The sequence below is a fragment of the Achromobacter sp. NPDC058515 genome, from assembly GCF_042721735.1.
In the GTDB taxonomy this organism is placed as follows: domain Bacteria; phylum Pseudomonadota; class Gammaproteobacteria; order Burkholderiales; family Burkholderiaceae_B; genus Achromobacter.
This window is the reverse complement of record NZ_JBHXNI010000001.1, coordinates 530424-553773: the sequence shown is the minus strand read 5'-3', so window position 1 is coordinate 553773 and position 23350 is coordinate 530424. Positions and strand designations below refer to the sequence as shown.

The window sequence follows — 23350 nt, the reverse complement described above, 5'->3', positions numbered from 1 at the left end:
GCGCTTCGCGCGCCCCCTCAAGGGGGCAGCGCCAGAGGACCGGCAAAGCCGGATCCTCGGCGCTCCGGCATAAGACCGGCGCTAGCGCGCAGAGCGCTTAGTGCAAGAAATATTCCAGCCAGGATGACACTTATGTTCGACACTTTGCTGATTGCCAACCGCGGCGAAATCGCCTGCCGCGTCGCCGCCACCGCCCGCCGCATGGGCATCCGCACCGTCGCCGTGTATTCGGACGCGGACGCCAATGCGCGCCACGTCGCCGCCTGCGACCAGGCCGTGTACATCGGCGGCTCGGAACCGCGCGCCAGCTACCTGCGCGGCGACGCCATCCTGCAGGCCGCGCTCGACACCGGCGCGGGCGCCATCCATCCCGGCTATGGCTTCCTGTCGGAAAACGAAGCCTTTGCCGAAGCCGCCGAAAAAGCCGGCATCGCCTTCGTCGGCCCGCCGGCATCCGCCATCGCCGCCATGGGCAGCAAGTCCGCCGCCAAGACCCTGATGGACAAGGCCGGCGTGCCGCTGGTGCCGGGCTATCACGGCGACAACCAGGACCCGCAATTCCTCAAGGCGCAGGCCGACGGCATCGGCTATCCCGTGCTGATCAAGGCCAGCGCCGGCGGCGGCGGCAAGGGCATGCGCGTCGTGGAATCGTCCGGCGCCTTCCTGGAAGCGCTGGCCTCGTGCCAGCGCGAAGCCGCCTCCAGCTTCGGCGATGACCGCGTGCTGATCGAACGCTATCTGCAGAAGCCGCGCCACATCGAGATCCAGGTGTTCGCCGACACGCACGGCAACTGCGTCTACCTGTTCGAGCGCGACTGCTCGGTGCAGCGCCGCCACCAGAAGGTCATCGAAGAAGCGCCGGCCCCCGGCATGACCGAAGAGCGCCGCCGCGCCATGGGCGAAGCGGCGGTCGCCGCCGCGCGCGCCGTGGGCTACGTAGGCGCCGGCACGGTGGAGTTCATCGCCGAGCCCGACGGCCGCTTCTACTTCATGGAAATGAACACGCGCCTGCAGGTCGAACACCCCGTGACCGAAATGATCACCGGCCACGACCTGGTGGAATGGCAGTTGCGCGTGGCCGCCGGCCAGCCGCTGCCGGCGCGCCAGGAAGACTTGCGCATCAATGGCCACGCCATCGAGGCCCGCATCTACGCCGAGAACCCAGAGAAGGGCTTCCTGCCGTCGATCGGCACGCTGGCCTACCTGGGCCTGCCGGCCCATACCGCGTTCACCAACGGCGAGATCCGCGTGGACGGCGGGGTCCGCATGGGCGACACCATCACCCCGTTCTACGACCCCATGATCGCCAAGCTGATCGTGCATGGCGCGGACCGCGACCAGGCCCGCGCCCGCATGCTGCAGGCGCTGGCGCAAACGCAGGCCGTGGGCGTGCAGACCAACGTCGCCTTCCTGTCCCGCCTGATGAAGGACAGCGCCTTCGCCGCGGCCGATCTGGACACCGGCCTGATCGAACGCCAGCGCGCCACGCTGCTGCCCGAACCCGAAGCCGCCAGCGCCGCCACCCTGGCGCTGGCCTCGGCCGCGGTGCTGGTGCGCCAGGGCTTGGCCCAGCCCGGTCCGCAAGCCGGCGGGAAAAGTCCTAGCGATCCCTGGGACGCGCGCGACGGCTGGCGGCTGGGCGGCCAGTACCAGCGCCACCTGCAATGGGTGGACAACGGCGAGACGCGCCGCGTCGCCGTGGCCCGGCAGGGCGGCGCCTGGACGCTGGACACCGGAGCCGGCCCGCAGCCCTTCCTGTGGCGCGCGCATGCCAGCGCCAACCCGAACCTGGCCTATGGCCTGCGCATCACCCTGGAAGGCCACGAAAGCGCCGGCACGGTCGTGCTGCACGCGGACCGCGCCTATGTCTTCGGCGAAGACGGCGTGCACGTCCTGGACCTCTATGACGCCCTGACGCACTCCCAGGATACGCAGGGCGAGCACGGCGCGGGCCTGATGGCGCCCATGCCCGGCAAGATCATCTCGATCTCGGTCAAGGCCGGCGACACGGTGGAGAAGGGCCAGCCGCTGCTGGTGATGGAGGCCATGAAGATGGAACACACGATCTCGGCGACCGCCGACGGCAAGGTCGAAGAGGTGTTCTACGGCGTGGGGGACCAGGTGGCCGAAGGCGCGGAACTGGTGTCGATCGGCGAGTAACCGGCCGCGGCGGGCGCTTGGCGCCCGCCGCGTTTTGTTGCCTCAATTTATGCGTTTTTCGCAATCATTTATCGAAATAGATTGTTCTTGTTATAAATAGGCCAGGACTTCTATCCTCGTTGCAACGTCATCCGACAGCCACGAGGAGATTCTGATGAGTGCGGTTCTGCAAACGACTGCGTCGCCTGCCGCCATGGTGCCGGCCGGGTTGGACCTGGTCGAGTACTACTACGAACGCGGCTTCACCGACGGCCTGCCGGTGGTGCCGCCCACCCGGGAAAAGATCGACGAGATCGTGGCGCGGCTGGGCGGCGATGGCGATGTCGTCGAAGCGCGGGTGGCGCCGCGTTGGGGCGAGCTGACGCGCGAGGTGCTCGCCATCAACATGGTGATGGCCGGCTGCAAGCCCGAGTACGCGCCGGTGGTGCTGGCGGCGGTAAAGGCGGTGACCGACCAGGCATTCAATCTGAACGGCGTGCAGGCCACTACACATGTGGCCGCGCCCCTGCTGATCGTCAACGGACCGATCGCCCGCGAGATCGGCATGAACGGCGGCGTCAACGCATTCGGTTCCGGCAACCGCGCCAATGCCACCATCGGACGCGCGCTGCGCCTCATCATGCTCAACGTTGGCGGCGGCTGGCCGGGAGACCTGGACAAGAGCACGCTGGGTCATCCAGGAAAATACACCTACTGCGTCTGCGAGAACGAGGCGCAAAGCCCCTTGGCGCCGTATCACGTGGAGCACGGCCACAAGCCCGAGGACTCGACGGTTTTCGCGATGGCCGCCGAAGCGCCGCACAGCGTGACCAACCACATCTCGAACGACCCCGAGGGCATCCTCGACACGATGTGCTCGGCCATGAGCACCATCGCATCGAACAGCGCGGTGCTGGGCGGCCACATCGCGGTGGTGCTTGGCCTGGAACACGCGCAGACCATCGGCAAGCACGGTTGGTCTCGCGCCGACGTGCGCAACTACCTGTACGTCAATCACGGCAACCGCTTCATCGACCTGGCTTACGGCCACCGCTACGGCAAGGTCTACAACCGCAACCTGCCCAAGTACTACAAGCGTGAAGACGACACGCGCATACCCATCGTTCACAGCCCGGACCATATCCATCTGTTCGTGATGGGCGGGGAGGCCGGCCGCTTCTCAGTGCTGATACCCGGCTGGGGACACATGAGTACGCCGGTTCTGCGCGCGATCGACGGCGCAAGCGCGGACAACGGCGACTGCACGGGCGGCGCCTGCGCCATCTGATGCGGCGCCCGGACAAGACAACCAGGAGCAGAGACATGTTGATGAACGATGGGGAAAAAGTCGCGGTGTTCGACCCGCGCGGCGCGCTGCGCTTCGAGAACGCGCCGGTTTCGGCGCGCAAGAAGGACCTGGCCGGACTGCGGCTGGGCATCCTGGACAACTCCAAATGGAACGCCAATAAATTGCTGCGCGGCGCGGCGGCGGCGCTGGGCGAAGACATCGATTTCGCCGAGGTCAATTACTACGTCAAACACAGCTTCTCGAAGGATGCGGCGCCCGAGCTGATCGAGCGCATCGCGGCGGAGAACGACCTGGTGCTGACCGCCATTGGCGACTGCGGCTCGTGTTGCTCGGCCTGCGTGCGCGACTCCATCGCGCTGGAGCGACTGGGCGTGCCAAGCGCGGTCATCATCACCACCGAGTTCGCGCGCGAAACCGAACTGACCCGGCAGGCCGTGGGCATGAAGGCGCTGGAGCCTGTCGTGATCGCCCATCCGGTCAGCTCCATCACGGCCGAGGAAGTGGCGCAGCGCGTCGCCCAGATCAAGGAGCAGGCGCAGCAGGTGTGGCTCGGAACGAAGGCCCCGCTGCAGGTGCGCGTGGAGTTGCAGTAAGGGCTGCGCCGCGTCGCGGCAAAAACGAGGAGGGAAAGATGGGCGCACTGTCGCATTTGCGGGTGCTGGACCTTTCGCGCGTGCTGGCGGGCCCCTGGGCCAGCCAGCTGCTTGCGGATCTGGGCGCGGAGGTCATCAAGGTCGAACGGCCCGGCCTGGGAGACGATACGCGCGGCTGGGGGCCGCCATGGATCAGCGATCCGCAATGGGGCGAGGTCGCGCAATCGGCCTACTTCGCCGGCGCCAACCGCAACAAGAAATCCGTTGCCGTGGATATCGCCACGCAGGAAGGGCAGCGGCTGGTGACGGCGCTGGCGGCGCAATGCGACGTGCTGATCGAGAACTTCAAGGTCGGCGGGCTGCAGGCCTACGGATTGGACTACGCCACGCTCAAGCGCAGCCATCCGGGCCTGGTGTATTGCTCCATCACCGGCTTTGGACAGGACGGCCCCTATGCCGGGCGACCGGGCTATGACTTTCTGGTGCAGGGCATGGGCGGCCTGATGAGCATCACGGGCCGTGGCGATGGCGAGCCCGGCGCCGGCCCGTTGAAGGTCGGCGTGGCGCTGACGGACATCCTGACGGGCCTTTATGCCACCGCCGGCATCCAGGCGGCGCTGGCGCATCGCGACCGCACCGGCGAGGGCCAGCACATCGACGTGGCGCTGCTGGACGTGCAGGTGGCCGCGCTGGCCAACCAGGCCATGAACTTCCTGGCCAGCGGCCACGAGCCCGCGCGTCTGGGAAACGCACACCCCAACATCGTGCCCTACCAGGACTTCGCCACCCTCGACGGCCACGTCATCGTCACCGTGGGCAACGATGCGCAGTTCCGCCGGTTCTGCGACGCCATCGGCCTTCCTGGCCTGGCGGACGATGCGCGCTATGCCACCAATACCGCGCGCCTGGCGTCGCGCGCATCCCTGATACCGCAGATTCAGTCACAGATGACGCAGCATTCGAGCGCGCACTGGCTGCGCACTCTGGAGGCGCTGGCAGTGCCTTGCGGCCCCATCAATGGCCTGGGCGACGTGTTCGCCGATCCGCAGGTCCTGCACCGCGGCATGCGTGTACCGATGCCGGACGCGCGGACGGGCTGCGCCGAGCTGGTCGGCAACCCCCTGCACTTATCGGCGACGCCCGTGGAGTATCGCAACGCGCCTCCGGTGCTGGGAGCCCATACGGAACCCGTCTTGCGCGACATGCTGGGACTGACGCCGCAAGCGCTTGCCGAACTGCGGCGAAGCGGCGCGATCGCGGTCGGAGCTTGAGTTGTGCCTACACAAGAAAGAGGCAAGGGAGACAAACCATGGAACCATCCTCTAGAACATGCGCGCCGTCCAGCCCCGCCAGGCGGCGCCTGTTGATCGGCGCGGCCGGCGCGGCCGGCGCGGCCCTGGGCTCCCTTGGCGGCGCCAGGGCGCTGGCCGCATCCGGTTATCCGTCCAAGCCGCTGCGCGTCGTCATCCCCTATCCGCCCGGCGGCCCGACCGATATCGTCGGCCGCATTGTGGCGGCGGCATTGGCCGAGAAGCTGGGACAATCGGTGGTCATAGACAACCGGCCAGGCGCCAGCGGCATGATAGGCGCCGACATGGTGGCCAAGGCGGCGCCGGACGGCTATGTCCTGCTCGTCAACGTCTCGGGCCAACTCGTCAATCCGGCGCTGTACGCCAACATGTCGCATGACCCGCTCAAGGACTTCCGGGGCATCACCAACCTGGCCTCCACGCCGATCCAACTGGTCGTCAGCGCCAATTCGCCGGTGCGCTCGGTGGCCGATCTGGTGGCGCTGGTGCGGTCCCAGCCGGGCCGGCATAACTTCGCGTCCTCCAGCAACGGCACGCCCGGCCATCTGGCCGGCGAGGTGTTCAAGGCGGCCGCGAAGCTGGACGCCACGCATATCCCGTACAAGGGCAGCGCGCCGGCGCTGACCGACGTGATCGGTGGCCAAGTCACCTATATGCTGGATTCGATGCCCTCCTCGATCAGCCTGGTCAAGGGCGGAAAGCTGCGCGCGCTCGCGGTTACCTCGGACCAGCGCGTTGCCGCGCTGCCGGATGTGCCCACCTTTGCCGAACTGGATTATCCAAGCGTCAACCTGACAACCTGGTACGGCATGTGGGCGCCGGCGCAGACACCGCCGGAACTGATCGCGCGCCTGTACGAGGTCGTCAACGAAGTGTTGCGGCAACCGGAGGTGCGCACGCGCCTGACCGAGGCGCAGGCCATGCCGGTCGGCGATACGCCGGAGCACTTCGACGCCTATTGCCGCTCCGAAGCGATGCGCTATGCCGACATCGTGCGGCTCGCCGGAATCCGGCTGCAATGAGCGCCGCCGACTCCCTTCGGCATGCGCGAGTGCTGGTCCTCGGATCCGGACCGGCCGGCTACGCCGCCGCGCTCTACGCCGCCCGCGCCAACCTGAATCCGGCGCTGATCGCCGGCATGGCGCAAGGCGGCCAGCTCATGACCACGACCGAGGTGGACAATTGGCCCGCGGACGTCGACGGCGTACAGGGGCCCGACCTCATGCAGCGATTCCAGGATCACGCGCTGCGCTTCGGCACCGAAGTCATTGCCGACCATGTGCAGAGCGTGGACTTATCGCGGCGGCCCTTCACGCTGCGCGGCGAGCGCTCGACCTACACCTGCGACGCCTTGATCGTCGCAACGGGCGCCGTGGCGCGCTACCTCGGCCTGGAATCGGAGCAGGCCTTCATGGGCAGGGGCGTGTCCGGTTGCGCCACCTGCGACGGATTCTTCCATAGGGGCCGGGACGTCTGCGTGGTGGGCGGCGGCAACACGGCTGTCGAGGAAGCGCTCTATCTGTCGAACATCGCCCGCTCCGTGACGCTCATCCACAGGCGCGATACCTTTCGCGCTGAACCGATCATGCTCGACAAGCTGTCCGCCAAGGTGGCCCAAGGGCAGATCCGGCTGAGGCTGCGCAGCGTGCTGCAGGAAGTGCTGGGAGACGCTTCCGGCGTCACGGGCGTGCGCATCCAGCGCTTATCGGATGGAGGCAGCGAAGACCTGGACGTGAGCGGATGCTTCGTGGCCATTGGCCATCGTCCCAGCACCGAGCTGTTTCACGGCCAGTTGGAACTGGAGGACGGCTACATCGTGACGCAGGCGGGCCGCAAGGGCCTCGCCACCATGACGAGCGTAAGCGGCGTGTTTGCCGCCGGCGACGTGCAAGACCCCGTGTACCGCCAAGCCATCACCAGCGCCGGCAGCGGCTGCATGGCGGCGCTGGACGCTCAGCGCTTTCTGGAGCAGGCCGCTTCCTGAACCCGCGCCCCCCGCCGCCTAGGCCCCGCCGCGGCGTCCGCGGCGGGGCCGCGCGGACGGCACGACTTGCACCCAGTCGCTGCGCAACTGCGCCAGGAAGCCACTGGCGCTGGGAGTCAGGCCGCGCTCCTTGAGAAACACCACGCCAATGGCCTGGCTCAGCGCGGGCTTGATGAGCGGCCGCGCCACCAGGTCCGCGCTGAGCGCGGCCGGCACCGCCCCGCCCGGCACGATCGCGATGCCCACGCCAGCCCAGACGCATTGCATCACCGTGGCGAACTGGCTCACGGTAACCGCGTGCCGCAGCGGCACGCCCGCGATCGATGCATAGCTGTCGATCAGTCGGCGCGTCTGCGCCTCCCGGGGCAGCGAGACCATCGCGTAGGGCGCCAACTGCTCGAGCGTCACACCGGTTTCCGCGGATAGCGGATGATTGCGCGGCACCACCACATGAAAGGCTTCGCGCCCCAAGGACACCACCGAGAACTCGTCCGCCACTTCGTCGACATAGGTAATGCCCATGTCGGCCACGCCGCTGCGCACGTCGTCCAGCACCGTGCCATGCACGCCCTCGCGGATCTGCAGTTCGATGCGGGGCCGCGACTCGCGGTAGCGGGCAACAATGCCCGGCAACTGCGTATACGCCACCGACATCACCGCGGACACAATGCTGCGGCCGCGCTGCTCGTCGGAGATCTCGCGCATGTTCTCGTAGGAAATGCGCAGGTCCGACAGCACGCGGTTGGCCAGCGACACGAACTCCTGGCCCGCCGCCGTCGTCTCGACCTTGCGGGTGGAACGATGGAAAAGCTCGACGCCCAGGGCTTTTTCCACGCGCTGCACCGTCCGGGTCAGCGCCGGCTGAGAAATGTTCAGCGTCAGCGCTGCCGCGACAAAGCTGCCGCACTCGGCAACCATGCAGATGGCCTGCAGTTCACGAGAACTCAGGTCGGGAAGCGTGGCCATGACTGGATTTCCTTGCGGTGGATAATTTATGCCTGAAACAGAATTATAGATATTGGACTGCTGACTTGCGCATAAACCAACGCGTGCCGGGCTCTTAGTTTCCCGTCAGCCAGTTGTCCCTAGAATGCGGGTTCCGGCGCCGGTTGCGCGCCCGTCGCGCAGCCCCCCGATGCCCGCCCTCGACTCCCCCAGTCCGCTTTCCCGTCCCCCATTCCTGCACTTCCTGTTCGCGCGCGTCAGCGCGTCGCTGGCCTTCCAGATCGTCTCGGTGGCGGTGGGCTGGCAGATCTATGCGCTGTCGGGCAGCGCGATGGACCTGGGACTGATCGGCCTGGCGCAGTTCCTGCCCATGGCCGCGCTGACCCTGGTCGTGGGCCATGTGGCCGACCGCTACGACCGCCGCAAGATCGTCGCCATCTGCATGGCGCTGGAAACGCTGGCCACGCTGGTGCTGGCAATCGCCGCATTGCACGGCGTGGGCGGCAAGACGCTGATCTACGCCACCATCATCATCATGAGTTCGGCGCGCGCCTTCGAGGCGCCCACCTTGTCCACACTGATCCCGGCGGTGGTGCCCCGCGAATGGCTGCCACGGGCCACCGCCCTGTCATCCTCGGGCGGACAGATCGCGCAGATCGCCGGCCCGGCCCTGGGCGGCATCGGCTACGGGCTGGGGTCAGGGTGGATCTATTGCGTGGCGGCGGCCCTGTACCTGACCGCCTTCGCATCCATCGCCACCCTGGTCATCGACCGCGCGCCGCCACGCAAGGAGCCGACCACGTGGCGCACCCTGTTCGCGGGCATCACCTTCATCTTCCAGCGGCGCCTGCTGCTGGGCACCTTGTCGCTGGATCTCTTCGCCGTGCTGCTGGGCGGGGCGACCGCCTTGCTGCCCATCTTCGCCAAGGACATCCTGAACGCCGGTCCCTGGGCGCTGGGCGCCTTGCGTGCGGCTCCCGCCTGCGGCGCGGCGCTGATGTCGCTGACACTGGCGCGGCTCAGCCTGGGGGAGAACGTGGGACGCCTGCTGTTCGGCTCGCTGATCCTGTTCGGGCTGGCGACCACGGTGTTCGGGTTATCGACGTCGATACCGCTATCGGTGGCCGCGCTGGTGGTGCTGGGGGCCGCGGATTCGGTGAGCGTGGTGCTGCGGTCGTCGCTGGTGCAGCTAAATACGCCGGATCACATGCTGGGGCGGGTCAGCGCGGTAAATACGCTGTTCATCGGGGCTTCGAATCAGCTTGGGGAGTTTGAGTCCGGGCTGACGGCGGAATTGTTCGGGGCCGTGCCGGCGGTGGTGATAGGCGGGATGGGGACGATTGCGGTGGCGGGGTTGTGGATGCGATGGTTCCCGGAGTTGAGGAAGCTCAGGACGCTGCATGGGAATGAGGCGGCGCCGGGCTGAGGCCGCTACTGAATCGACGACGGCACGTCGTGCAAGGAGCCACCGAGGCGCGCATCGGCCTCTGACCACCGTGCCTGCTCCAGCATCGCATAGGTCAAAGCCCCAAAGTGTTCGCACAAGCTCTACGCCCCGCCGATCAGCGCGGCGACCGAGACCCGGCCTACGCGAAGCAGGGCGTAATCCGGCCCGCGTATGCCTTGCCTTATGCCGACACCCGCGACCTGGACGCCGCTACGCTGAAGGCCAAGCTCGCGCGCGGCGAGGCGGTCGTGTTCGGGCACAGCCTGGCCGATCAGATCGGCGGGCAGCTGGACGCGGGATTCCTGCTCGCCGGCTTCCACGAAGACCACCAGCCCAATCCGCGCTTCCTGATCGACCGCTACGTGCCGACCTTTCTGGCAACGTGGGCCGTCAAGCCGTAGCACGCCGTTAGGGTGGTTTCTGGATGGCTGCGACAGCGCCTGCCAACGCAAAGGTCTGAACGAGCCCGGCGCGCCGGCAACAATCCGCGGCATTGGCAAGAAAGCTGGCCTTGGACCCGGCTTCCGAAGATATCCTCGACACGGGAACCGGCGCTTCGCGCGCTTGGCGGCCCCTGGCCGAGCCGAAAATGGAAGTGCAACTCCACGAATCCGGCGTCGTAAATCGCAGCCTCACACCGCAGTCCGTTCGCCCTATTCTGACGCGAGGGCGCAGATCGCCCGAATGCTATGCTCATCGCCAATCAGGGGATTGGAAGTGATGGCCGATACAGACAAAGACGGTGCTATTTTTATCTCATACGCGTGGGGAGGGGGGCTGGAACACAAGGAATGGGTGCGCCAACGCGTTGTCGGCAATCTTGATTGGCATTACCGAGTGTTCTGGGACCGTGACAGCATTGGCTTCGGAGCGTCCATCGACGGCGCCATCTCGGCGGCGTTGGCGCAGCGCCCGGTATTGGTGTTCTGTCTGTGCGACCACGACTATCTAAGCGCCGCTGAACGGGTCGGCTCAGGCCTGCATCGCGAATTGCGGATGCTTGCGCAAATGGCCGATGAACCTGGTGTGAAGATCGTCCCGCTGATTCTAGAGAAACTGAACGCGGATCGTCTTCCTGAACCACTGGCTGGCCGCGTCTATCTCAATCTGGAGCCCTTACATAGTCGCGGCCTGGATCTGGGAACGGCGCTGCTTGGCGTGGCGGATGGCCGCAGCCAGGCCGAGGTGAAAATTGGCGTCAATGCTCAAGTGGCGGCGTTCAACTTGCGTCAAGGCGTTCTCGCTTACCTGAGCCAGCAGCCATTGAGCCTCTGGGGAAACGGAAATACGCATGAGGTGACGGTGCACCGGGATGGCCTGCCGCCCGAACAGCTCCTGGCCCCACAATGGATGTGGCATAGCAATGAATGGAACTTCATGCTGAGCGACGAAACGCCAACCTTTTGTCCAACCAAGGGACGCTGGCATTGGGACCTTTCCACGCCATCGCGAGGTATGCAGGCGTTGGGAACCGCGGTTTTGTCGGCTTTCTTTCCGCAGCTGACCGGCGAGGACGAACAGCGGGTGTTGTGTAAAGGTGGCGCACGGCTGGCTTCCAATTTCTTCCGCACTGTCCTGGTATCCGAGCCGTTCCACTTCGATATGAATGATCTGGTCACTTTCTTGATTAACGATCGTGAGGGCTATGAGGTATTGGCGAAGCTTCTGGACGCGGTGCATAGAACCTAACGCTCCAGGCGGAACTCCTGCGGTAAAAATGAGCCTGGCCATTTCGCCAAAGATCAGGACCGCAGAATGCGGAAAACGCTTACTCGTCATCCCATCATGGCTCAACTTCCCGAACCTTACCTTGCCCGCCGCATAGCCCACATCGACACCTGGCTCGAAGCCGGCCACTCGATCAAGGTCTACGGCATCCACCGCGATCCGGAGCGGGCCGGCCCCATTCTCTCCGATACCATCGCAGCCGCTGTGCGCGCTGCCGTGCAGGAGGTTCTTGCGGAGAATGCCGCCGACGAGCACAGCCATGGCCTGGGATTCTGTATCGTGCACGTCGGCCAGGAAGCTGTATGGCTCCTGGTGGACTGGTGGATCTCGGGCGGCATTGTGTGCCAGCGCATGCTATCAGCGCCGCTTGCGCAGCCGGAGAATTTCACGCCGGTAAGCGGCCCTGCACTGGCCTGCGTCTGGGAACTAGTGATCACTGCGCATGAGCGCAACGCGTGGGTGCGCCATATGCTGACGGCCGAGCCCGATGCGCGCTGCTACCTGGAAGATCTCTTGCCCGCAGGACGATACTAATATCTTCTTTCGAGCCAACGCAGGCAGTCCCCGCAGCCGTTCCGCAACCACGAAGCCACCTTTGCACATGGAAGACCATGCAACCGACCACACTGGAAAAGCAGCTGGGCTTTCTACGGGAAATCGACCGGCTGAAAAGCGTCGTACGGCAATCGCCGCTGCTTGATAAAAGCCGCAAGGAAAACTCCGCCGAGCATTCCTGGCACCTGGCGATGTACGCCCTGATACTGAACGAGCATGCCTGCGGGGCCGTGAATACGGATCGGGTCATGCGGATGCTCTTGCTGCATGACGTCGTCGAGATAGACGTCGGCGATTTTCCGATCCACGGCGGGTCATCGAGCGAATTGCAGGCCGAACAAGAATCCAAAGCGGCAGAGCGCCTGTTTGGCTTGTTGCCATCGGAACAAGCCGACGAATTTCTCAGTCTGTGGCAAGAGTTTGAACGTGCGGAGTCAGAGGACGCGAAGTTCGCGAAAGCGCTCGATCGTTTTCAGCCTCTTCTCATCAATATATTCACCGGCGGAGGAACCTGGGCAGAGAACGGCGTTTCTCTTGAGCAGGTTCTTTCCCGGTATGGTCCAGTCATCCAAAGAGGCGCACCCCAGCTATGGGCCGTTTGCGAGCAATGGGTAACCCGGCATTTTTCGGAGCAGGCGTCAGGGGCAGGCAAAGGGGCAGAGCACAAGGGCGGCGCCTGATGAAGGGCTCGCAATGAAGCCCGGCAGGGCGCGAAGCTGCCCGGCCTCTGGATCCGCTCAGCGGCCGCGCGTCATCGATTCCAGCACGCCGTCACGCCGTATCCAGCCATGGAACAACGCGGCGGCAAGATGCAGCAGCACCGTGGCAAAGAGCAAAAAGGCTAGATAGCGGTGCGCGCCGCGCAACCAGGCAAACAAGGCCGCGTCGGTGGGCGCAATGGCCGGCAATTGCCAGCCGCCGACCAGAACCGGATAGCCGCCGGCCGACACCATCGCCCAGCCGATAAGCGGCATCGCGAACATCAGCGCGTACAACAGAACGTGCGAGGCCAGCGCCGCGTGGCGCTGCCAGGCTGGCATGCCGGCCGGCAGGTCCGGAGCCCCCTTGTACAGCCGCGTGCCCAGGCGTATGCACGCCAGCGCCAGCAACGCCACGCCCAAGGGCTTATGGATCTGCATCAGCCATTGATGCCGCTCGGAAACCGTGGCCACCATGCCCACGCCGATAAACAGCATTGCGACGATGGCGATCGCCATCGACCAATGCAGCAAGCGTGCAAGCAGGCTGAACCTGGCGGCAGACCGATGAATTGGATAGGCAGGCAAGCTCATTGTGCGCGCTCCGGTTGGGTCGAGTGGGATGAGGCCGTGGCGCCTTGGGGCGGCCCTTCGCTGGTGCGGCGCTCATAAGACGCGGCATAGGCGGCCGAACGCGCCGCCAGCAGCGGATCGTCGGAAATGGCTATGCCTCGCGGCAGCACGGTCGGGTCGTAATTCACGTCGCGGCAAGGGCCTTCATCTTGCGAGGCGCTGCGCGTTATCACCAGGATGCCCGCGTCGACGGTGGGCCTATCCGCCGGCCACTGTCTGGTCGCGTCGCTGGTGGGGTCCCCGGCCGTACCCAGCGTCACCAGCAGGCGCCAGCGCAAGGGCCCTTGAGCCAGGCGCTGCTGCAGGTCTGCCTGCAAGTAATCGGCATCATGCCGCGGCTGGGCCGCGGGCGCCGCCGCCGCGTCCAACGGCGCCAGACGCCAGCGCACAGGCTGCCGCGCGCCTTGCGCATCGACAAGATAGAAGGCATTCAGGCCGTAATAGCTTTCGGTGGCGTAACTGGCCGAAGGCCGGGCGGTCTTGGCCCATGCCAGGAACGCCCCCGACTCGGGGTGCGCCGCGAAAAAGGCCTGCATGCGCTGCGGATCGGGCTTGCCGGTCTTGGGGTCGGGGCGCGCGGCAAGCTGCTGGTCGTAGAACGCCTGCGGCGTCCCCAGCGGGAATACCGGCATGCTGTTCATGCCGGTGCGCCACTGTTCGCCATTGGGGGAAGTGAACTGCAACGCAAAACTGCGGATGGGGACGCTGGAATCCGACGCGTAAGGGTTGCCGCCCGGCAAGGCCAGCCGCCCCACCACCGGCGTGTTGCCCGATGCGAACACCGCCGCCGTGGACAGGGTGCGCGCCGCGCCGCTGCTTTCAAAATGGCCAACGACACAGACCCCTTTTGCATGATTGCGGCGAAAGCCCGCGTGGACGCCGCTGTTGGCTTCCAGGGCGTCCACCACCCGGGCCGGAGTCAGCCGCTGCGGATCGAGCCAGCCGCCCACGTACGCAAAAGCGGCGGCCGAGGAAAACACGATGACGCCGATCGCGCCCAGGCGCAGGCAGGTTTGCCGGGCATCTGGCGGCCGGGCGTCGCGGTTGGGTCCTTGCTGCATAAGGCTCCTTGCCCATGGGGCGGTGAATACCCCTGTAAGACGCCAGGCCAGAAAAATTATTCCGCCTGGGAATAAACCCGCTTGGGCGGCGTCTTACGGTATTGGCCTGTAAGCTTGTGGCGCCACGGGTGCAGGCCCGGACAGGAACCCCGACATGATTCAACCGGTACGCTTGCCTATGGACGGCCCGGTATCCACCGACGACGACGCGCTACAAGCAGACGAGTTGTCCGACGCCGTCTTGCGCCAGCTATTGCCGCGCCTGCGGCGGTTCGCCCTGCGCCTGACACGCGATCCGGCATCGGCCGACGACCTGGTGCAGTCCACGCTGGAAAGAGCCCTGACGCGCTGGCCCGGCCGCCGCCCGCAGGGCAACGTGCGGGCCTGGCTGTTCACGATTCTGTACCGCCAGTTTCTGGATTCCCAGCGCCGGTCGCGCCGTTATGCGCGGCTGCTCGATTGGTTCACGGGCTCCGACGCGGCGGCGCCCTCGGCGGAGCGAGAAGTGATTGCGCGATCTTCGCTGGACGTCTTCGAACGCCTGCCCGAGGCCCAGCGCACGTTGCTGTGGCTGGTCTGCGTGGAAGGCTTGAGCTACAAGGCCGTGGCCGACCTGTTCGGCGTTCCGCTGGGCACCGTGATGTCGCGCCTGTCCCGCGCGCGCAGCGCATTGCGCGACTTGAACGAGGGCCAGGCCGGCGAGGCTCATCTGAGGATACTGAAATGAATAAACGCCCTATCGACGATCTGGCGCGCAACGCGTTTGTGGACGGACAGCTCGACCCCTCTCGGCTGCAAGAGACGCAGGCCTACCTGCGGGCGCATCCTGAGGAAGCGCAAGAGCTCGCCGCCTGGCGGCGCGACGCGCAGAAGCTGCGTGCAATGGCCGGCGGAGAAAGCCTGCCGGGCAATCCGGCGCTGGATCCCGCCGCGGTGCGCGCGCGGCTTCGCGCCCGCTCGCGGCGCCGCATGGCGATGGCGGCCAGCCTGGTCATGGCGCTGGGGATAGGCGGCATCACGGGCTGGAGCGCGCACGATACGGCCGTGGCAAGCCGGGTGCTGCCCATGCAGGACGCAATGCAGGCCTATCGCATGTTTGCCTCGACGGACGCGCCGCGGCCGGATGTGCGCGCCGATGCCGACGATCTGCAAGGCTGGCTGGACGATTACTTTGCCCAAGCCGAGCGCCTGCCCGACTTGAGCGCCAACGGCTTTACGCCGGTGGCCGCGCGCCTCTTGGCAACCGACCAGGGACCGGCCGCCATCGTGATCTACGAAAACGCCGGACAGCGCGCCACGTTCTACATCCGTCCACCCGGGCCGGGCAAACAGTTCCTGCCGCAAGGCAGCCGGCGCGACGGCGACCTGCTGGCACGCTACTGGTCGGGGCAGGGGTACAACTATGCGCTGGTCACCTCGGGTGATGGCGCGGCAGGCCAGTCCTTGCCGCCCCCCGGCGCGGTACGCAGCTAGGCGACGGGCGCCAGTCTGGCCTCCTCTTCCAGGCGCGAAAACGGTCTCTCATCGGTCAACCCAAAAAAACAAGGGCCGCTAAACGCGGCCCTCGCTATTCACAGGAAAAATCCGGTCAAGCCTTGCGCGCCTGCGCGATCAGCCCGTCCAGTTCCTTCAGCATCAGGTCAATCTCTTCAGCCGTCACGTTCAGCGCCGGCATGAAGCGCAGCAGATTCGCGCGCGGCGCATTCAGCAGCAGGCCTTGCGGGTTCAGGTTGCGCGCAGCCTCGACGATGGCCGGACCATCATCGCGGTCCATGACCAGCGCGCGCAACAGGCCCATGCCGCGCTCGCCCTTCATGCCGTACTTGGCCGACAGCGCCAGCAAGCCTTCCGACAGCTGCTTCGCGCGCGCATTGACGGACTCCATGAAGCCCGGCGCAGCCAGCGCGTCAAACACCGCCACGCCCACCGCCGTCGTCAGCGGGTTGCCGTTATACGTGCCGCCCTGGTCGCCATGCTGGAACACGCACACGTCCTGGCGAGCCAGCATTGCGGCCAGCGGCACGCCGCCGCCGATGCCCTTGGCCAGGGTCATGATGTCGGGGATGACGTCCGAGTGCTGGTAGGCGAACATCTTGCCGGTGCGGCCCATGCCGGTCTGCACTTCGTCGACGATCAGCAGCAGCTGGTTTTCGTCGGCCAGCTTGCGCAGGCCTTGCATGAATTCCTTGGTGGCCGGCAGCACGCCGCCTTCGCCCTGCACGGGTTCCAGCATGATGGCGACGGTCTGGTCGTCGATCAGCTTGCGCACCGATTCCAGGTCGTTCAGTTCGGCCTTGGGGAAGCCTTCCACCTGCGGGGCGAACATCTTGTCCCAGCCCGGCTTGCCCGATGCGGACATCGTGGCGAGCGTGCGGCCGTGGAAGCCGTGGTTCATGGTGATGATCTTGTAGGCGCCGTTCTTCTTGACCTGGCCCCATTTGCGCGCCAGCTTGATGGCGCCTTCGTTGGCCTCGCCGCCGCTGTTGGCGAAGAACACGCGGTCAAAGCAGGACGCGCCGGTCAGGCGCTGGGCCAGCTCAATCGAGGGGATGTTGTAGAACGCCGGCGACGGGTTCATCAGCTTTTGCGACTGTTCCACCAGCGCGCGCTGCATTTCCGGCGCGGAGTGGCCCAGGGTGTTCACGGCCCAGCCCTGCACGAAGTCCAGATATCGCTTGCCCGCGTGATCCTCCAGCCAGGATCCCTGGCCGCGCACGAACACGAGGTCCGGGCGGGAGGTGATCTCCATGAGGGTGTTGACGTTGAACTGGCTGAATTCCATGGCGGTTCCTGCGGGATGTAAGGACAGGGGTGAAGGAAACTTTCGGGGGAAACACGAAAAGGCAAATGTAGCACCGACAGGGGGATGCTATCGTGACGCATCCCCCTCATATTCGCCCCGGGCCGCCTCAAAAGGGCCGCCGGCGCGGGCGCTCTATTTTATGCAGGAGGCGCGCCCTCTGCGCGCAGCCCGTTGTCGCTTTTTACTGACCAATCATGAAACGTATTCTTTCCAGTCTTGCAGCCGGCCTGGCGCTGGCGGCGGCCGGCGCCCCCGCGCATGCCGAATATCCCGACCGTCCCATCCGCCTGATCGTGCCGTTCCCGCCCGGGCAGGCCACCGACATCTTTGCCCGCGCCCTGGCCGAAAAGCTGGGCGCCGCGGTCAAGCAGCCCATCGTGGTGGAAAACCGCGCGGGCGCCGGCAGCAATATCGGCATGGAGCAGGCGTCGCGCGCCGCGCCCGATGGCTACACGCTGGTCATTGCCGGCAGCGCCGCGGCCGTCAACCAGACGCTGTACAAAACCATCAACTACAGCCTCACGCAGGACTTCGCGCCGGTGTCGGGCGTGTTCTCGGTGCCGCTGATGTTCCTGGCCACCCCGGCCTCGGGCATTACCTCGCTCAAGCAGCTGATGACGCAGGCCCGCGCCAATCCGGGCGAGCTGGCCTACGCCAGCGCCGGCATCGGCGGCACGCAGCATCTGTCGGCCGAGATGTTCAAGGCGGCCGCCGATATCGACATCCGCCACATTCCGTATAAGGGCAGCGGTCCGGCCCAGGCGGATTTCCTGGGGCACCAGGTGCCGCTGATGGTCGACTCCGTCACCGCCGGCCTGCCGCATGTGCAGAGCAAGAAGGCCGTAGCGCTGGCCGTCACCACGGCGCAGCGCCTGCCGCAGCTGCCGGACGTGCCGACCGTGGCCGAATCGGGCTACCCGGGCTTCGAGGCCATCGGCTGGGCCGCCGTGCTGGCGCCGCGCGACACGCCGCCGGCGATCACCGGCGCGCTCAGCAAGCAGATCGCCCAGGCGCTCAACACGCCCGAGATGCAGAAGTTCTTCCACGACCGCGGCGCAATGCCCATGCCGCTGACCCCGCAGGCCACCGGCGCGTTTCTCGCGTCGGAAGTCGACAAGTGGGGCAAGGCCGTGAAGCAATCCGGCGCGCAGGTGGACTGAGCGCGGCGCGCCGTCCCCAGCTCAGGCACGCGACTTGCTGGACAAACCGGCGCGGCTGCCCGTCGGCATGACCCGCTATGTCCAATGAACGCCTGAAGGAGAAGAAAATGACCCATCGAATCTGGCTTGCGCTGATGCTGGCGGTTGCCGCCGTCACAGCGGGTTGCAACACGATGGAAGGTGCCGGTAAAGACGTCGAACGTGGCGGAGAGAAGATCCAGGAACAGGCCCGGTAAACCCTGGGAAACCTGCGTTCGAGGCTGGCGCGCTGATGGCGCGCCGGCCTTTTTGCCTTCAGGCGATCCGAAACGGCGGCAGGCGGCCCGACGGCGCGGTTCAGCGCGAGAAGCCGCGCGCCGCGATTTCCCACACGTCCTGCACCACGCCGTCGCGCACCACCACCAGCCCGTCATGCAGGTTGAAGGTGGGATCCACGTGCGAGGGCACCAGGCGCAACACCGCGCCCAGCGCGGGCGCCTGCGCCCCCGGTTCCACGCGGACCACGCCGTGCTCGTCGTTGATGGCCGCATAGCGCAGCCCCGGCGCGTCGAACACCGCGGGCGGCCCGCATTCCGCGGTGGTGGACTTCAGGCCCGCATCCAGGATCACGCGGTCGGGCGCGGGCGTGCTCATCACCGTGGACAGCACGAACAGGCTGTTCTTGAACGCCAGCGGGCCATCCCATTCATTCGCGCCGTAGTCGCCGTCCATGAACGCATACGAGCCCGCCTGCAATTCGGTGTAGACGCCGCTCGCGGCGTCGAACTCCGCGCTGCCCGTGCCGCCGCCCGTGATCGTATCGCACGCGATGCCGCTTTCGCGCAGCAGTTGCGCGTAGGACGCCGCGATGCGCGCGGCCTGGCGGCAGACCTGCGCGCGCTCTTCGCGCGTGCGGAAATGCTGCACCGAGCCGTGATAGGCCTGCAGGCCCGCGAAATTCACGCCCGGCAAGTCGCGGGCCTGTTGCGCCAAGGCCAGCACCAGGGCGTCGTCCGACACGCCGCAGCGGCCCTGTCCGACATCCACTTCCACCAGCACGTCGATCTGGGCGCCGGCCTGCGTCATGGCCTGCGATACCTGCGTCAGGTTTTGCGCGTTGTCCACGCATACGCTCATCTTGGCGATGCGCGCCAGCTGGCCCAGCAGCGCCAGCTTGGCTGGGCCGACGACTTCATTGCTGATATGAATGTCGCGGATGCCGGCGGCCACGAAGGGCAGGGCTTCGCTGACCTTCTGGCAGCAGATGCCGCGCGCGCCCAGCGCCAGTTGGCGCAGCGCTATTTCCGGGCATTTGTGCGCCTTGGCATGCGGGCGCAGGGCCACGTCGTGGCGGTCGGCCCAGGCCTGCATCGCGCGCAGGTTGGCCTCGAACGGCGCCAGGTCCAGCACCAGGCTGGGCGTATCGACGCGGGCCAAAGGGTCGCCCGGTTGCGCGGGCGGGGGCAGCGCAATGCCGCGTATGACTTCCTGGGACATCTTGGTGACTCCGTTGTCTGCAGCGCATGGATGTAACCGCACGCATAACCAAAGCAGGACCACCCATAACCAAAGGGGCGAGTTACCCCCAGGTAAACGATAGCCCCGTAACCATTGGCTACGAGAGGTCTACATGACAGAATTTCATCATGAAAACGGCCCCCAAGGGGAGGCCCATTTTTGCCCCGGCAAACCGCCGGCGGCAGAAATGACAAGACGAACCACGTCACTTGATACACCCGTCAACAAGTACCGGAGAAGCTCGCATGAAACTCAAGCACTGGATCACCGCCCTGACCGTCGCGGTCGCAGCGGTCGGCACCGTGGGTTCGGCACAGGCCCAGCAATTCTTCCGCATCGGCACGGGCGGCACCGCCGGCACGTACTACCCGATAGGCGGCATCATCGGCAACGCGGTCTCCCAGCCCGGCAAGCTCATCGCCACGGCGGTCGCCTCCAATGGGTCGGTGGCCAACATCAACGGCATCATCGGCGGTTCGTTCGAAGCGGGCTTCACGCAATCCGACGTAGCGTTCTGGGCCTATAGCGGCACCGGCACCTTCGACGGCAAGCCCAAGGCGCAGGACCTGCGCCTGATCTCCACGCTGTACCCCGAGAGCATCCACCTGGTGACGCGCAAGGGCGCGGGCATCAAGAGCGTGGCGGACCTGAAGGGCAAGCGCGTGTCCATGGACGAGCCGGGCTCCGGCACGCTGGTCGACGTGCGCCTGATCCTGGGCGCCTATGGCCTGACGGACAAGGACATCAAGGCCGAGTACCTCAAGCCCAATCAGGCCGGCGACAAGCTCAAGGACGGCGGCCTGGACGCGTTCTTCTTCGTGGGCGGCGCACCCGCCGGCGCCATCGCCGAACTGGCCTCCACCGGCAACATCGAGCTGGTTTCCCTGGTGGGCCCGGAGCTTGACGCGCTGCGCGCCAAGCAGGAGTTCTTCACGCCCGACGTCATCGCCGCCAACACGTACCAGAACATCCCCGAAGTGAAGACTATCTCGGTCAACGCGCAGATGGTCACGTCGGCCAAGATTCCCGAGCAGACGGTGTACGACGTCACCAAGGCGCTCTACAGCGACGCCACGCGCAAGACGCTGGATTCCGGCCATGCCAAGGGCAAGCTCATCACCCGCGACAACGCCATCAAGGGCGCGGGCATCCCGTTCCATCCGGGCGCCGAGAAGTTCTACAAGGAAATCGGCCTGCTGAAGTAGCCCGATGAAGTCCGTATGCCCGCGATGCATGTTGCGCCGCGCTTGAGCAGGGCCGCCTTGGGCGGCCCTGCTTGCAGAATCACCCTGAGAAATACGGCGATGGAAATAGATCACGAGAAAACCCAGAAGCTGGCGGAAAAGTACGACTCGGAAATCCGCTTCCGGCCGCTGGACAAGACAGCCACCTGGATCGTGTCGGGCCTGCTCGTCACGCTCTCCCTCTTTCACTACTACACGGCCGGATTCGGCCTCTTGCGCGAAGCCACGCACCGGGGCGTGCACCTGGCTTTCGTGCTGAGCCTGATCTTCCTGGTGTTCGGCTTTTCCAAGTCCCACTACCAGCGCGAGCCCAAGTCCACCTGGTATGCGCCTGGCGGCATACCGCTATACGACTGGATCATCGCCATCGCGCTGTCCTTGTCGGTGCTGTATATCCCCTACATCTTCGAGGACCTGGCGTTCCGCGTGGGCAACCCGCTGCCGCAAGACGTGCTGATGGGGTCGATCCTCCTGATCGGCCTGCTGGAGGCCACGCGGCGCGCCATGGGCTGGCCGCTGCCCATCATCGCGATCGTCTTCATGGCCTATGCCATGTTCGGCCCTTACTTTCCGGGCCTGCTCAAGCACGCGGGCAACACCTGGCCGCAGATCGTCAACCACATGTACCTGACCAGCCAGGGCGTGTACGGCGTGGCGGTGGGCGTGGTGGCCACCTACGTGTTCCACTTCGTGCTGTTCGGCGTGCTGGCCACCCGCATCGGACTGGGACAGCTGTTCCTGGACGTGGCCTCCACCGTGGCCGGCCGCTACGCGGGCGGCCCCGCCAAGGTCTCGGTGTTCGGCTCGGCGATGTTCGGCATGCTGTCGGGCTCGTCGGTGGCCAACGCCGTCACGGTCGGGTCGCTGACCATTCCCGCCATGATCCGCGTCGGCTACCCCCGGCATTTCGCCGCCGGCGTGGAAGCCGCCAGCAGCACGGGCGGGCAGATCACGCCGCCCATCATGGGCGCGGCCGCCTTCCTGATGATCGAGTTCCTGGGCATCCCGTACCAGCAGATCGCGATCGCCGGCATCTTCCCGGCCTTCCTGTACTTCTTCGGCATGTTCATGCAGGTGCACTTCGAGGCCAAGCGCGAAGGCCTGCGCGGGCTGACCGCGGAAGAAATGCCCAAGCTCAAGCAGTCGTTCAAGATGCGCTGGCCCACGCTGATCCCGCTGGTGCTGCTGATCGGGGTGCTGGCCAGCGGCCGCACGCCCTACCTGGCGGCGTTCGCGGGCATTACGGGCTGCATCCTGGTCGGCCTCTTGAACCCGTACCAGCGGCTGCGCTGGCGCGACCTGTACGAAGCCTTCGAGACCGGCGCCAAGTACGCGCTGGCCGTGGGCGCGGCGGCAGGCACGGTGGGCATCGTGATCGGCGTGGTGACGTTGACGGGCGTGGGCTTCAAGATCTCGTATATTGTGATCGCGGCCTCGCAGGCGCTGGCCGGCGGCGTGGCCATCTTCATCCCCGACGCCTTCGCCGACATGCAGGCGCTGACGCTAATCGCCGCGCTGATCATGACCGGCGTCGTGTGCATCCTGATGGGCTGCGGCGTGCCCACCACCGCGAACTACCTGATCATGGTGGCGGTTGCCGCGCCCACGCTGGTGCAGCTGGGCGTGCAGCCCATCGCCGCCCACTTCTTCGTGTTCTATTTCGGCATCCTGGCGGACATCACGCCGCCGGTGGCGCTGGCGGCCTACGCGGCGGCCGGCATGGCGGGCAGCGACCCCTTCAAGACCGGGAACACGGCCTTCAGGCTGGGCATCACCAAGCTCATCGTGCCCTTCGTGTTCGTGTTCTCGCCGTCGCTGCTGATCTCGGTGCAGGGCTTCACCTGGTACGACTTCTTCGTGACCTTGTTCGGCTGCATGGTCGGGCTGGTGCTGCTGTCGGCCGCGTTCTCGCGCTACATGCTGGTCGGCATGAAGAGCTGGGAGCGGTGGCTGTGCACCATCGGCGCCTTACTGACGATCATCCCCGGACTGGCCAGCGGGCTGATCGGGCTGGCCATCTGCATCCCGGTGTTCATCCGGCAATTGGCCGAGCTCAAGCTGGAGAACGCGCCCAAGGCCGCCTGACCCGGCGACCTCGAAAAAAAAGGGGCAGACTGCAGCGTCTGCCCCTTTTTTCCGCCGAATCGTGCATTTTGTCAGCAATTGGGGGGAGAATGTGCGCCTGTTGCCGCAGGTCGACGGCATACAACACTCCGCCTTTTCGCCGGTTGCCCGGCTAAATAA

The 23350-nt window shown here is 66.1% G+C and carries 21 protein-coding genes and 1 pseudogene; 17 read left to right on the top strand and 5 right to left on the bottom strand.

The window, feature by feature from the left end:
- Positions 1-132 precede the first annotated feature (132 nt).
- From ACFWP0_RS02620 to trxB, 6 genes are all read left to right on the top strand, one after another.
- Entirely contained in the window at positions 133-2160 is a 2028-nt protein-coding gene (locus ACFWP0_RS02620) for a biotin carboxylase N-terminal domain-containing protein (RefSeq protein WP_377839462.1), read from the top strand.
- A 154-nt stretch (positions 2161-2314) separates the two neighbouring features.
- On the top strand, positions 2315-3427 hold the full coding sequence (locus tag ACFWP0_RS02615) for a hypothetical protein (RefSeq protein ID WP_377839461.1): 1113 nt from the start codon (positions 2315-2317) through the stop codon (positions 3425-3427).
- A gap of 35 nt (positions 3428-3462) precedes the next feature.
- The gene (locus tag ACFWP0_RS02610; protein WP_377839459.1) at positions 3463-4041 is read left to right on the top strand and encodes a UGSC family (seleno)protein; all 579 of its coding nucleotides are present in this window, start codon (positions 3463-3465) and stop codon (positions 4039-4041) included.
- 38 nt (positions 4042-4079) lie between these two features.
- The gene (locus ACFWP0_RS02605) at positions 4080-5312 is read left to right on the top strand and encodes a CaiB/BaiF CoA transferase family protein (RefSeq protein ID WP_377839458.1); all 1233 of its coding nucleotides are present in this window, start codon (positions 4080-4082) and stop codon (positions 5310-5312) included.
- 38 nt (positions 5313-5350) lie between these two features.
- Positions 5351-6373, top strand: a complete 1023-nt coding sequence (locus ACFWP0_RS02600; RefSeq protein WP_377839457.1) for a Bug family tripartite tricarboxylate transporter substrate binding protein — start codon at positions 5351-5353, stop codon at positions 6371-6373.
- Entirely contained in the window at positions 6370-7335 is a 966-nt protein-coding gene (trxB, locus tag ACFWP0_RS02595) for a thioredoxin-disulfide reductase (protein WP_377839456.1), read from the top strand. The genes ACFWP0_RS02600 and trxB overlap by 4 nt, the downstream gene beginning before the upstream one ends.
- An 18-nt stretch (positions 7336-7353) precedes the next feature.
- On the opposite strand, the gene ACFWP0_RS02590 is transcribed toward trxB, so the two are convergent.
- The gene (locus tag ACFWP0_RS02590) at positions 7354-8301 is read right to left on the bottom strand and encodes a LysR family transcriptional regulator (protein WP_377839455.1); all 948 of its coding nucleotides are present in this window, start codon (positions 8299-8301) and stop codon (positions 7354-7356) included.
- Positions 8302-8470: 169 nt separating this feature from the next.
- Here ACFWP0_RS02590 and ACFWP0_RS02585 point away from each other — a divergent pair, with 169 nt between their 5' ends.
- From ACFWP0_RS02585 to ACFWP0_RS02565, 5 genes and pseudogenes are all read left to right on the top strand, one after another.
- On the top strand, positions 8471-9706 hold the full coding sequence (locus tag ACFWP0_RS02585; protein WP_377839453.1) for an MFS transporter: 1236 nt from the start codon (positions 8471-8473) through the stop codon (positions 9704-9706).
- 146 nt (positions 9707-9852) lie between these two features.
- A pseudogene (locus tag ACFWP0_RS02580) lies at positions 9853-10128 on the top strand (SAM-dependent methyltransferase); the annotation flags it as partial.
- A gap of 319 nt (positions 10129-10447) precedes the next feature.
- Entirely contained in the window at positions 10448-11416 is a 969-nt protein-coding gene (locus ACFWP0_RS02575; protein WP_377839452.1) for a toll/interleukin-1 receptor domain-containing protein, read from the top strand.
- Positions 11417-11482: 66 nt separating this feature from the next.
- Positions 11483-11989 (top strand): hypothetical protein, encoded by a 507-nt coding sequence (locus ACFWP0_RS02570; RefSeq protein WP_377839450.1) that lies wholly within the window; start codon positions 11483-11485, stop codon positions 11987-11989.
- 77 nt (positions 11990-12066) lie between these two features.
- Positions 12067-12690 (top strand): HD domain-containing protein, encoded by a 624-nt coding sequence (locus ACFWP0_RS02565; RefSeq protein ID WP_377839449.1) that lies wholly within the window; start codon positions 12067-12069, stop codon positions 12688-12690.
- Positions 12691-12747: 57 nt separating this feature from the next.
- Here the strand turns inward: ACFWP0_RS02565 and ACFWP0_RS02560 are convergent, their stop codons facing one another.
- Together ACFWP0_RS02560 and ACFWP0_RS02555 are read right to left on the bottom strand one after the other, a co-directional pair.
- The gene (locus ACFWP0_RS02560) at positions 12748-13302 is read right to left on the bottom strand and encodes a cytochrome b (protein WP_377839448.1); all 555 of its coding nucleotides are present in this window, start codon (positions 13300-13302) and stop codon (positions 12748-12750) included.
- Complete coding sequence (locus ACFWP0_RS02555) at positions 13299-14402, bottom strand: catalase family peroxidase (RefSeq protein ID WP_377839446.1); 1104 nt, start codon at positions 14400-14402, stop codon at positions 13299-13301. Before ACFWP0_RS02555 ends, ACFWP0_RS02560 begins: the two co-directional genes overlap by 4 nt.
- A gap of 178 nt (positions 14403-14580) precedes the next feature.
- On the opposite strand from ACFWP0_RS02555, the gene ACFWP0_RS02550 reads away from it, so the two are divergent.
- On the top strand, positions 14581-15129 hold the full coding sequence (locus ACFWP0_RS02550; protein WP_377839643.1) for a sigma-70 family RNA polymerase sigma factor: 549 nt from the start codon (positions 14581-14583) through the stop codon (positions 15127-15129).
- Positions 15126-15875 (top strand): anti-sigma factor family protein, encoded by a 750-nt coding sequence (locus ACFWP0_RS02545; protein ID WP_377839445.1) that lies wholly within the window; start codon positions 15126-15128, stop codon positions 15873-15875. Before ACFWP0_RS02550 ends, ACFWP0_RS02545 begins: the two co-directional genes overlap by 4 nt.
- Positions 15876-15990: 115 nt before the next feature.
- Here ACFWP0_RS02545 and ACFWP0_RS02540 read toward each other — a convergent pair whose 3' ends face one another.
- On the bottom strand, positions 15991-17184 hold the full coding sequence (locus ACFWP0_RS02540; RefSeq protein WP_377839443.1) for an acetylornithine transaminase: 1194 nt from the start codon (positions 17182-17184) through the stop codon (positions 15991-15993).
- 215 nt (positions 17185-17399) lie between these two features.
- Here ACFWP0_RS02540 and ACFWP0_RS02535 point away from each other — a divergent pair, with 215 nt between their 5' ends.
- The gene (locus ACFWP0_RS02535) at positions 17400-18365 is read left to right on the top strand and encodes a tripartite tricarboxylate transporter substrate binding protein (RefSeq protein ID WP_377839442.1); all 966 of its coding nucleotides are present in this window, start codon (positions 17400-17402) and stop codon (positions 18363-18365) included.
- Positions 18366-18472: 107 nt separating this feature from the next.
- Entirely contained in the window at positions 18473-18601 is a 129-nt protein-coding gene (locus ACFWP0_RS02530; RefSeq protein ID WP_377839441.1) for an entericidin A/B family lipoprotein, read from the top strand.
- Positions 18602-18701: 100 nt separating this feature from the next.
- On the opposite strand, the gene ACFWP0_RS02525 is transcribed toward ACFWP0_RS02530, so the two are convergent.
- Positions 18702-19841, bottom strand: a complete 1140-nt coding sequence (locus tag ACFWP0_RS02525; RefSeq protein ID WP_377839440.1) for a DSD1 family PLP-dependent enzyme — start codon at positions 19839-19841, stop codon at positions 18702-18704.
- Positions 19842-20107: 266 nt separating this feature from the next.
- Between ACFWP0_RS02525 and ACFWP0_RS02520 the strand changes: the two genes are divergently transcribed.
- Both ACFWP0_RS02520 and ACFWP0_RS02515 read left to right on the top strand, forming a co-directional pair.
- Positions 20108-21067 (top strand): TAXI family TRAP transporter solute-binding subunit, encoded by a 960-nt coding sequence (locus tag ACFWP0_RS02520; protein WP_377839439.1) that lies wholly within the window; start codon positions 20108-20110, stop codon positions 21065-21067.
- A 99-nt stretch (positions 21068-21166) separates the two neighbouring features.
- Positions 21167-23191: a TRAP transporter permease gene (locus tag ACFWP0_RS02515; RefSeq protein ID WP_377839438.1), complete on the top strand. Its 2025-nt coding sequence runs from the start codon at positions 21167-21169 to the stop codon at positions 23189-23191.
- Positions 23192-23350 lie beyond the last annotated feature (159 nt).

Excerpts from the sequence above, each read along its gene's own strand:
- ACFWP0_RS02555 (WP_377839446.1), bottom strand. The coding sequence starts at position 14,402 with ATGCAGCAAGGACCCAACCGCGACGCCCGGCCGCCAGATGCCCGGCAA.
- ACFWP0_RS02600 (WP_377839457.1), top strand. The coding sequence starts at position 5,351 with ATGGAACCATCCTCTAGAACATGCGCGCCGTCCAGCCCCGCCAGGCGG.
- ACFWP0_RS02620 (WP_377839462.1), top strand. The coding sequence starts at position 133 with ATGTTCGACACTTTGCTGATTGCCAACCGCGGCGAAATCGCCTGCCGC.
- ACFWP0_RS02530 (WP_377839441.1), top strand. The coding sequence starts at position 18,473 with ATGACCCATCGAATCTGGCTTGCGCTGATGCTGGCGGTTGCCGCCGTC.
- ACFWP0_RS02540 (WP_377839443.1), bottom strand. The coding sequence starts at position 17,184 with ATGGAATTCAGCCAGTTCAACGTCAACACCCTCATGGAGATCACCTCC.
- ACFWP0_RS02570 (WP_377839450.1), top strand. The coding sequence starts at position 11,483 with ATGCGGAAAACGCTTACTCGTCATCCCATCATGGCTCAACTTCCCGAA.
- ACFWP0_RS02605 (WP_377839458.1), top strand. The coding sequence starts at position 4,080 with ATGGGCGCACTGTCGCATTTGCGGGTGCTGGACCTTTCGCGCGTGCTG.
- ACFWP0_RS02585 (WP_377839453.1), top strand. The coding sequence starts at position 8,471 with ATGCCCGCCCTCGACTCCCCCAGTCCGCTTTCCCGTCCCCCATTCCTG.
- ACFWP0_RS02615 (WP_377839461.1), top strand. The coding sequence starts at position 2,315 with ATGAGTGCGGTTCTGCAAACGACTGCGTCGCCTGCCGCCATGGTGCCG.
- ACFWP0_RS02535 (WP_377839442.1), top strand. The coding sequence starts at position 17,400 with ATGAAACGTATTCTTTCCAGTCTTGCAGCCGGCCTGGCGCTGGCGGCG.
- ACFWP0_RS02545 (WP_377839445.1), top strand. The coding sequence starts at position 15,126 with ATGAATAAACGCCCTATCGACGATCTGGCGCGCAACGCGTTTGTGGAC.
- ACFWP0_RS02525 (WP_377839440.1), bottom strand. The coding sequence starts at position 19,841 with ATGTCCCAGGAAGTCATACGCGGCATTGCGCTGCCCCCGCCCGCGCAA.
- ACFWP0_RS02550 (WP_377839643.1), top strand. The coding sequence starts at position 14,581 with ATGGACGGCCCGGTATCCACCGACGACGACGCGCTACAAGCAGACGAG.
- trxB (WP_377839456.1), top strand. The coding sequence starts at position 6,370 with ATGAGCGCCGCCGACTCCCTTCGGCATGCGCGAGTGCTGGTCCTCGGA.
- ACFWP0_RS02520 (WP_377839439.1), top strand. The coding sequence starts at position 20,108 with ATGAAACTCAAGCACTGGATCACCGCCCTGACCGTCGCGGTCGCAGCG.
- ACFWP0_RS02610 (WP_377839459.1), top strand. The coding sequence starts at position 3,463 with ATGTTGATGAACGATGGGGAAAAAGTCGCGGTGTTCGACCCGCGCGGC.
- ACFWP0_RS02565 (WP_377839449.1), top strand. The coding sequence starts at position 12,067 with ATGCAACCGACCACACTGGAAAAGCAGCTGGGCTTTCTACGGGAAATC.
- ACFWP0_RS02590 (WP_377839455.1), bottom strand. The coding sequence starts at position 8,301 with ATGGCCACGCTTCCCGACCTGAGTTCTCGTGAACTGCAGGCCATCTGC.
- ACFWP0_RS02575 (WP_377839452.1), top strand. The coding sequence starts at position 10,448 with ATGGCCGATACAGACAAAGACGGTGCTATTTTTATCTCATACGCGTGG.
- ACFWP0_RS02560 (WP_377839448.1), bottom strand. The coding sequence starts at position 13,302 with ATGAGCTTGCCTGCCTATCCAATTCATCGGTCTGCCGCCAGGTTCAGC.
- ACFWP0_RS02515 (WP_377839438.1), top strand. The coding sequence starts at position 21,167 with ATGGAAATAGATCACGAGAAAACCCAGAAGCTGGCGGAAAAGTACGAC.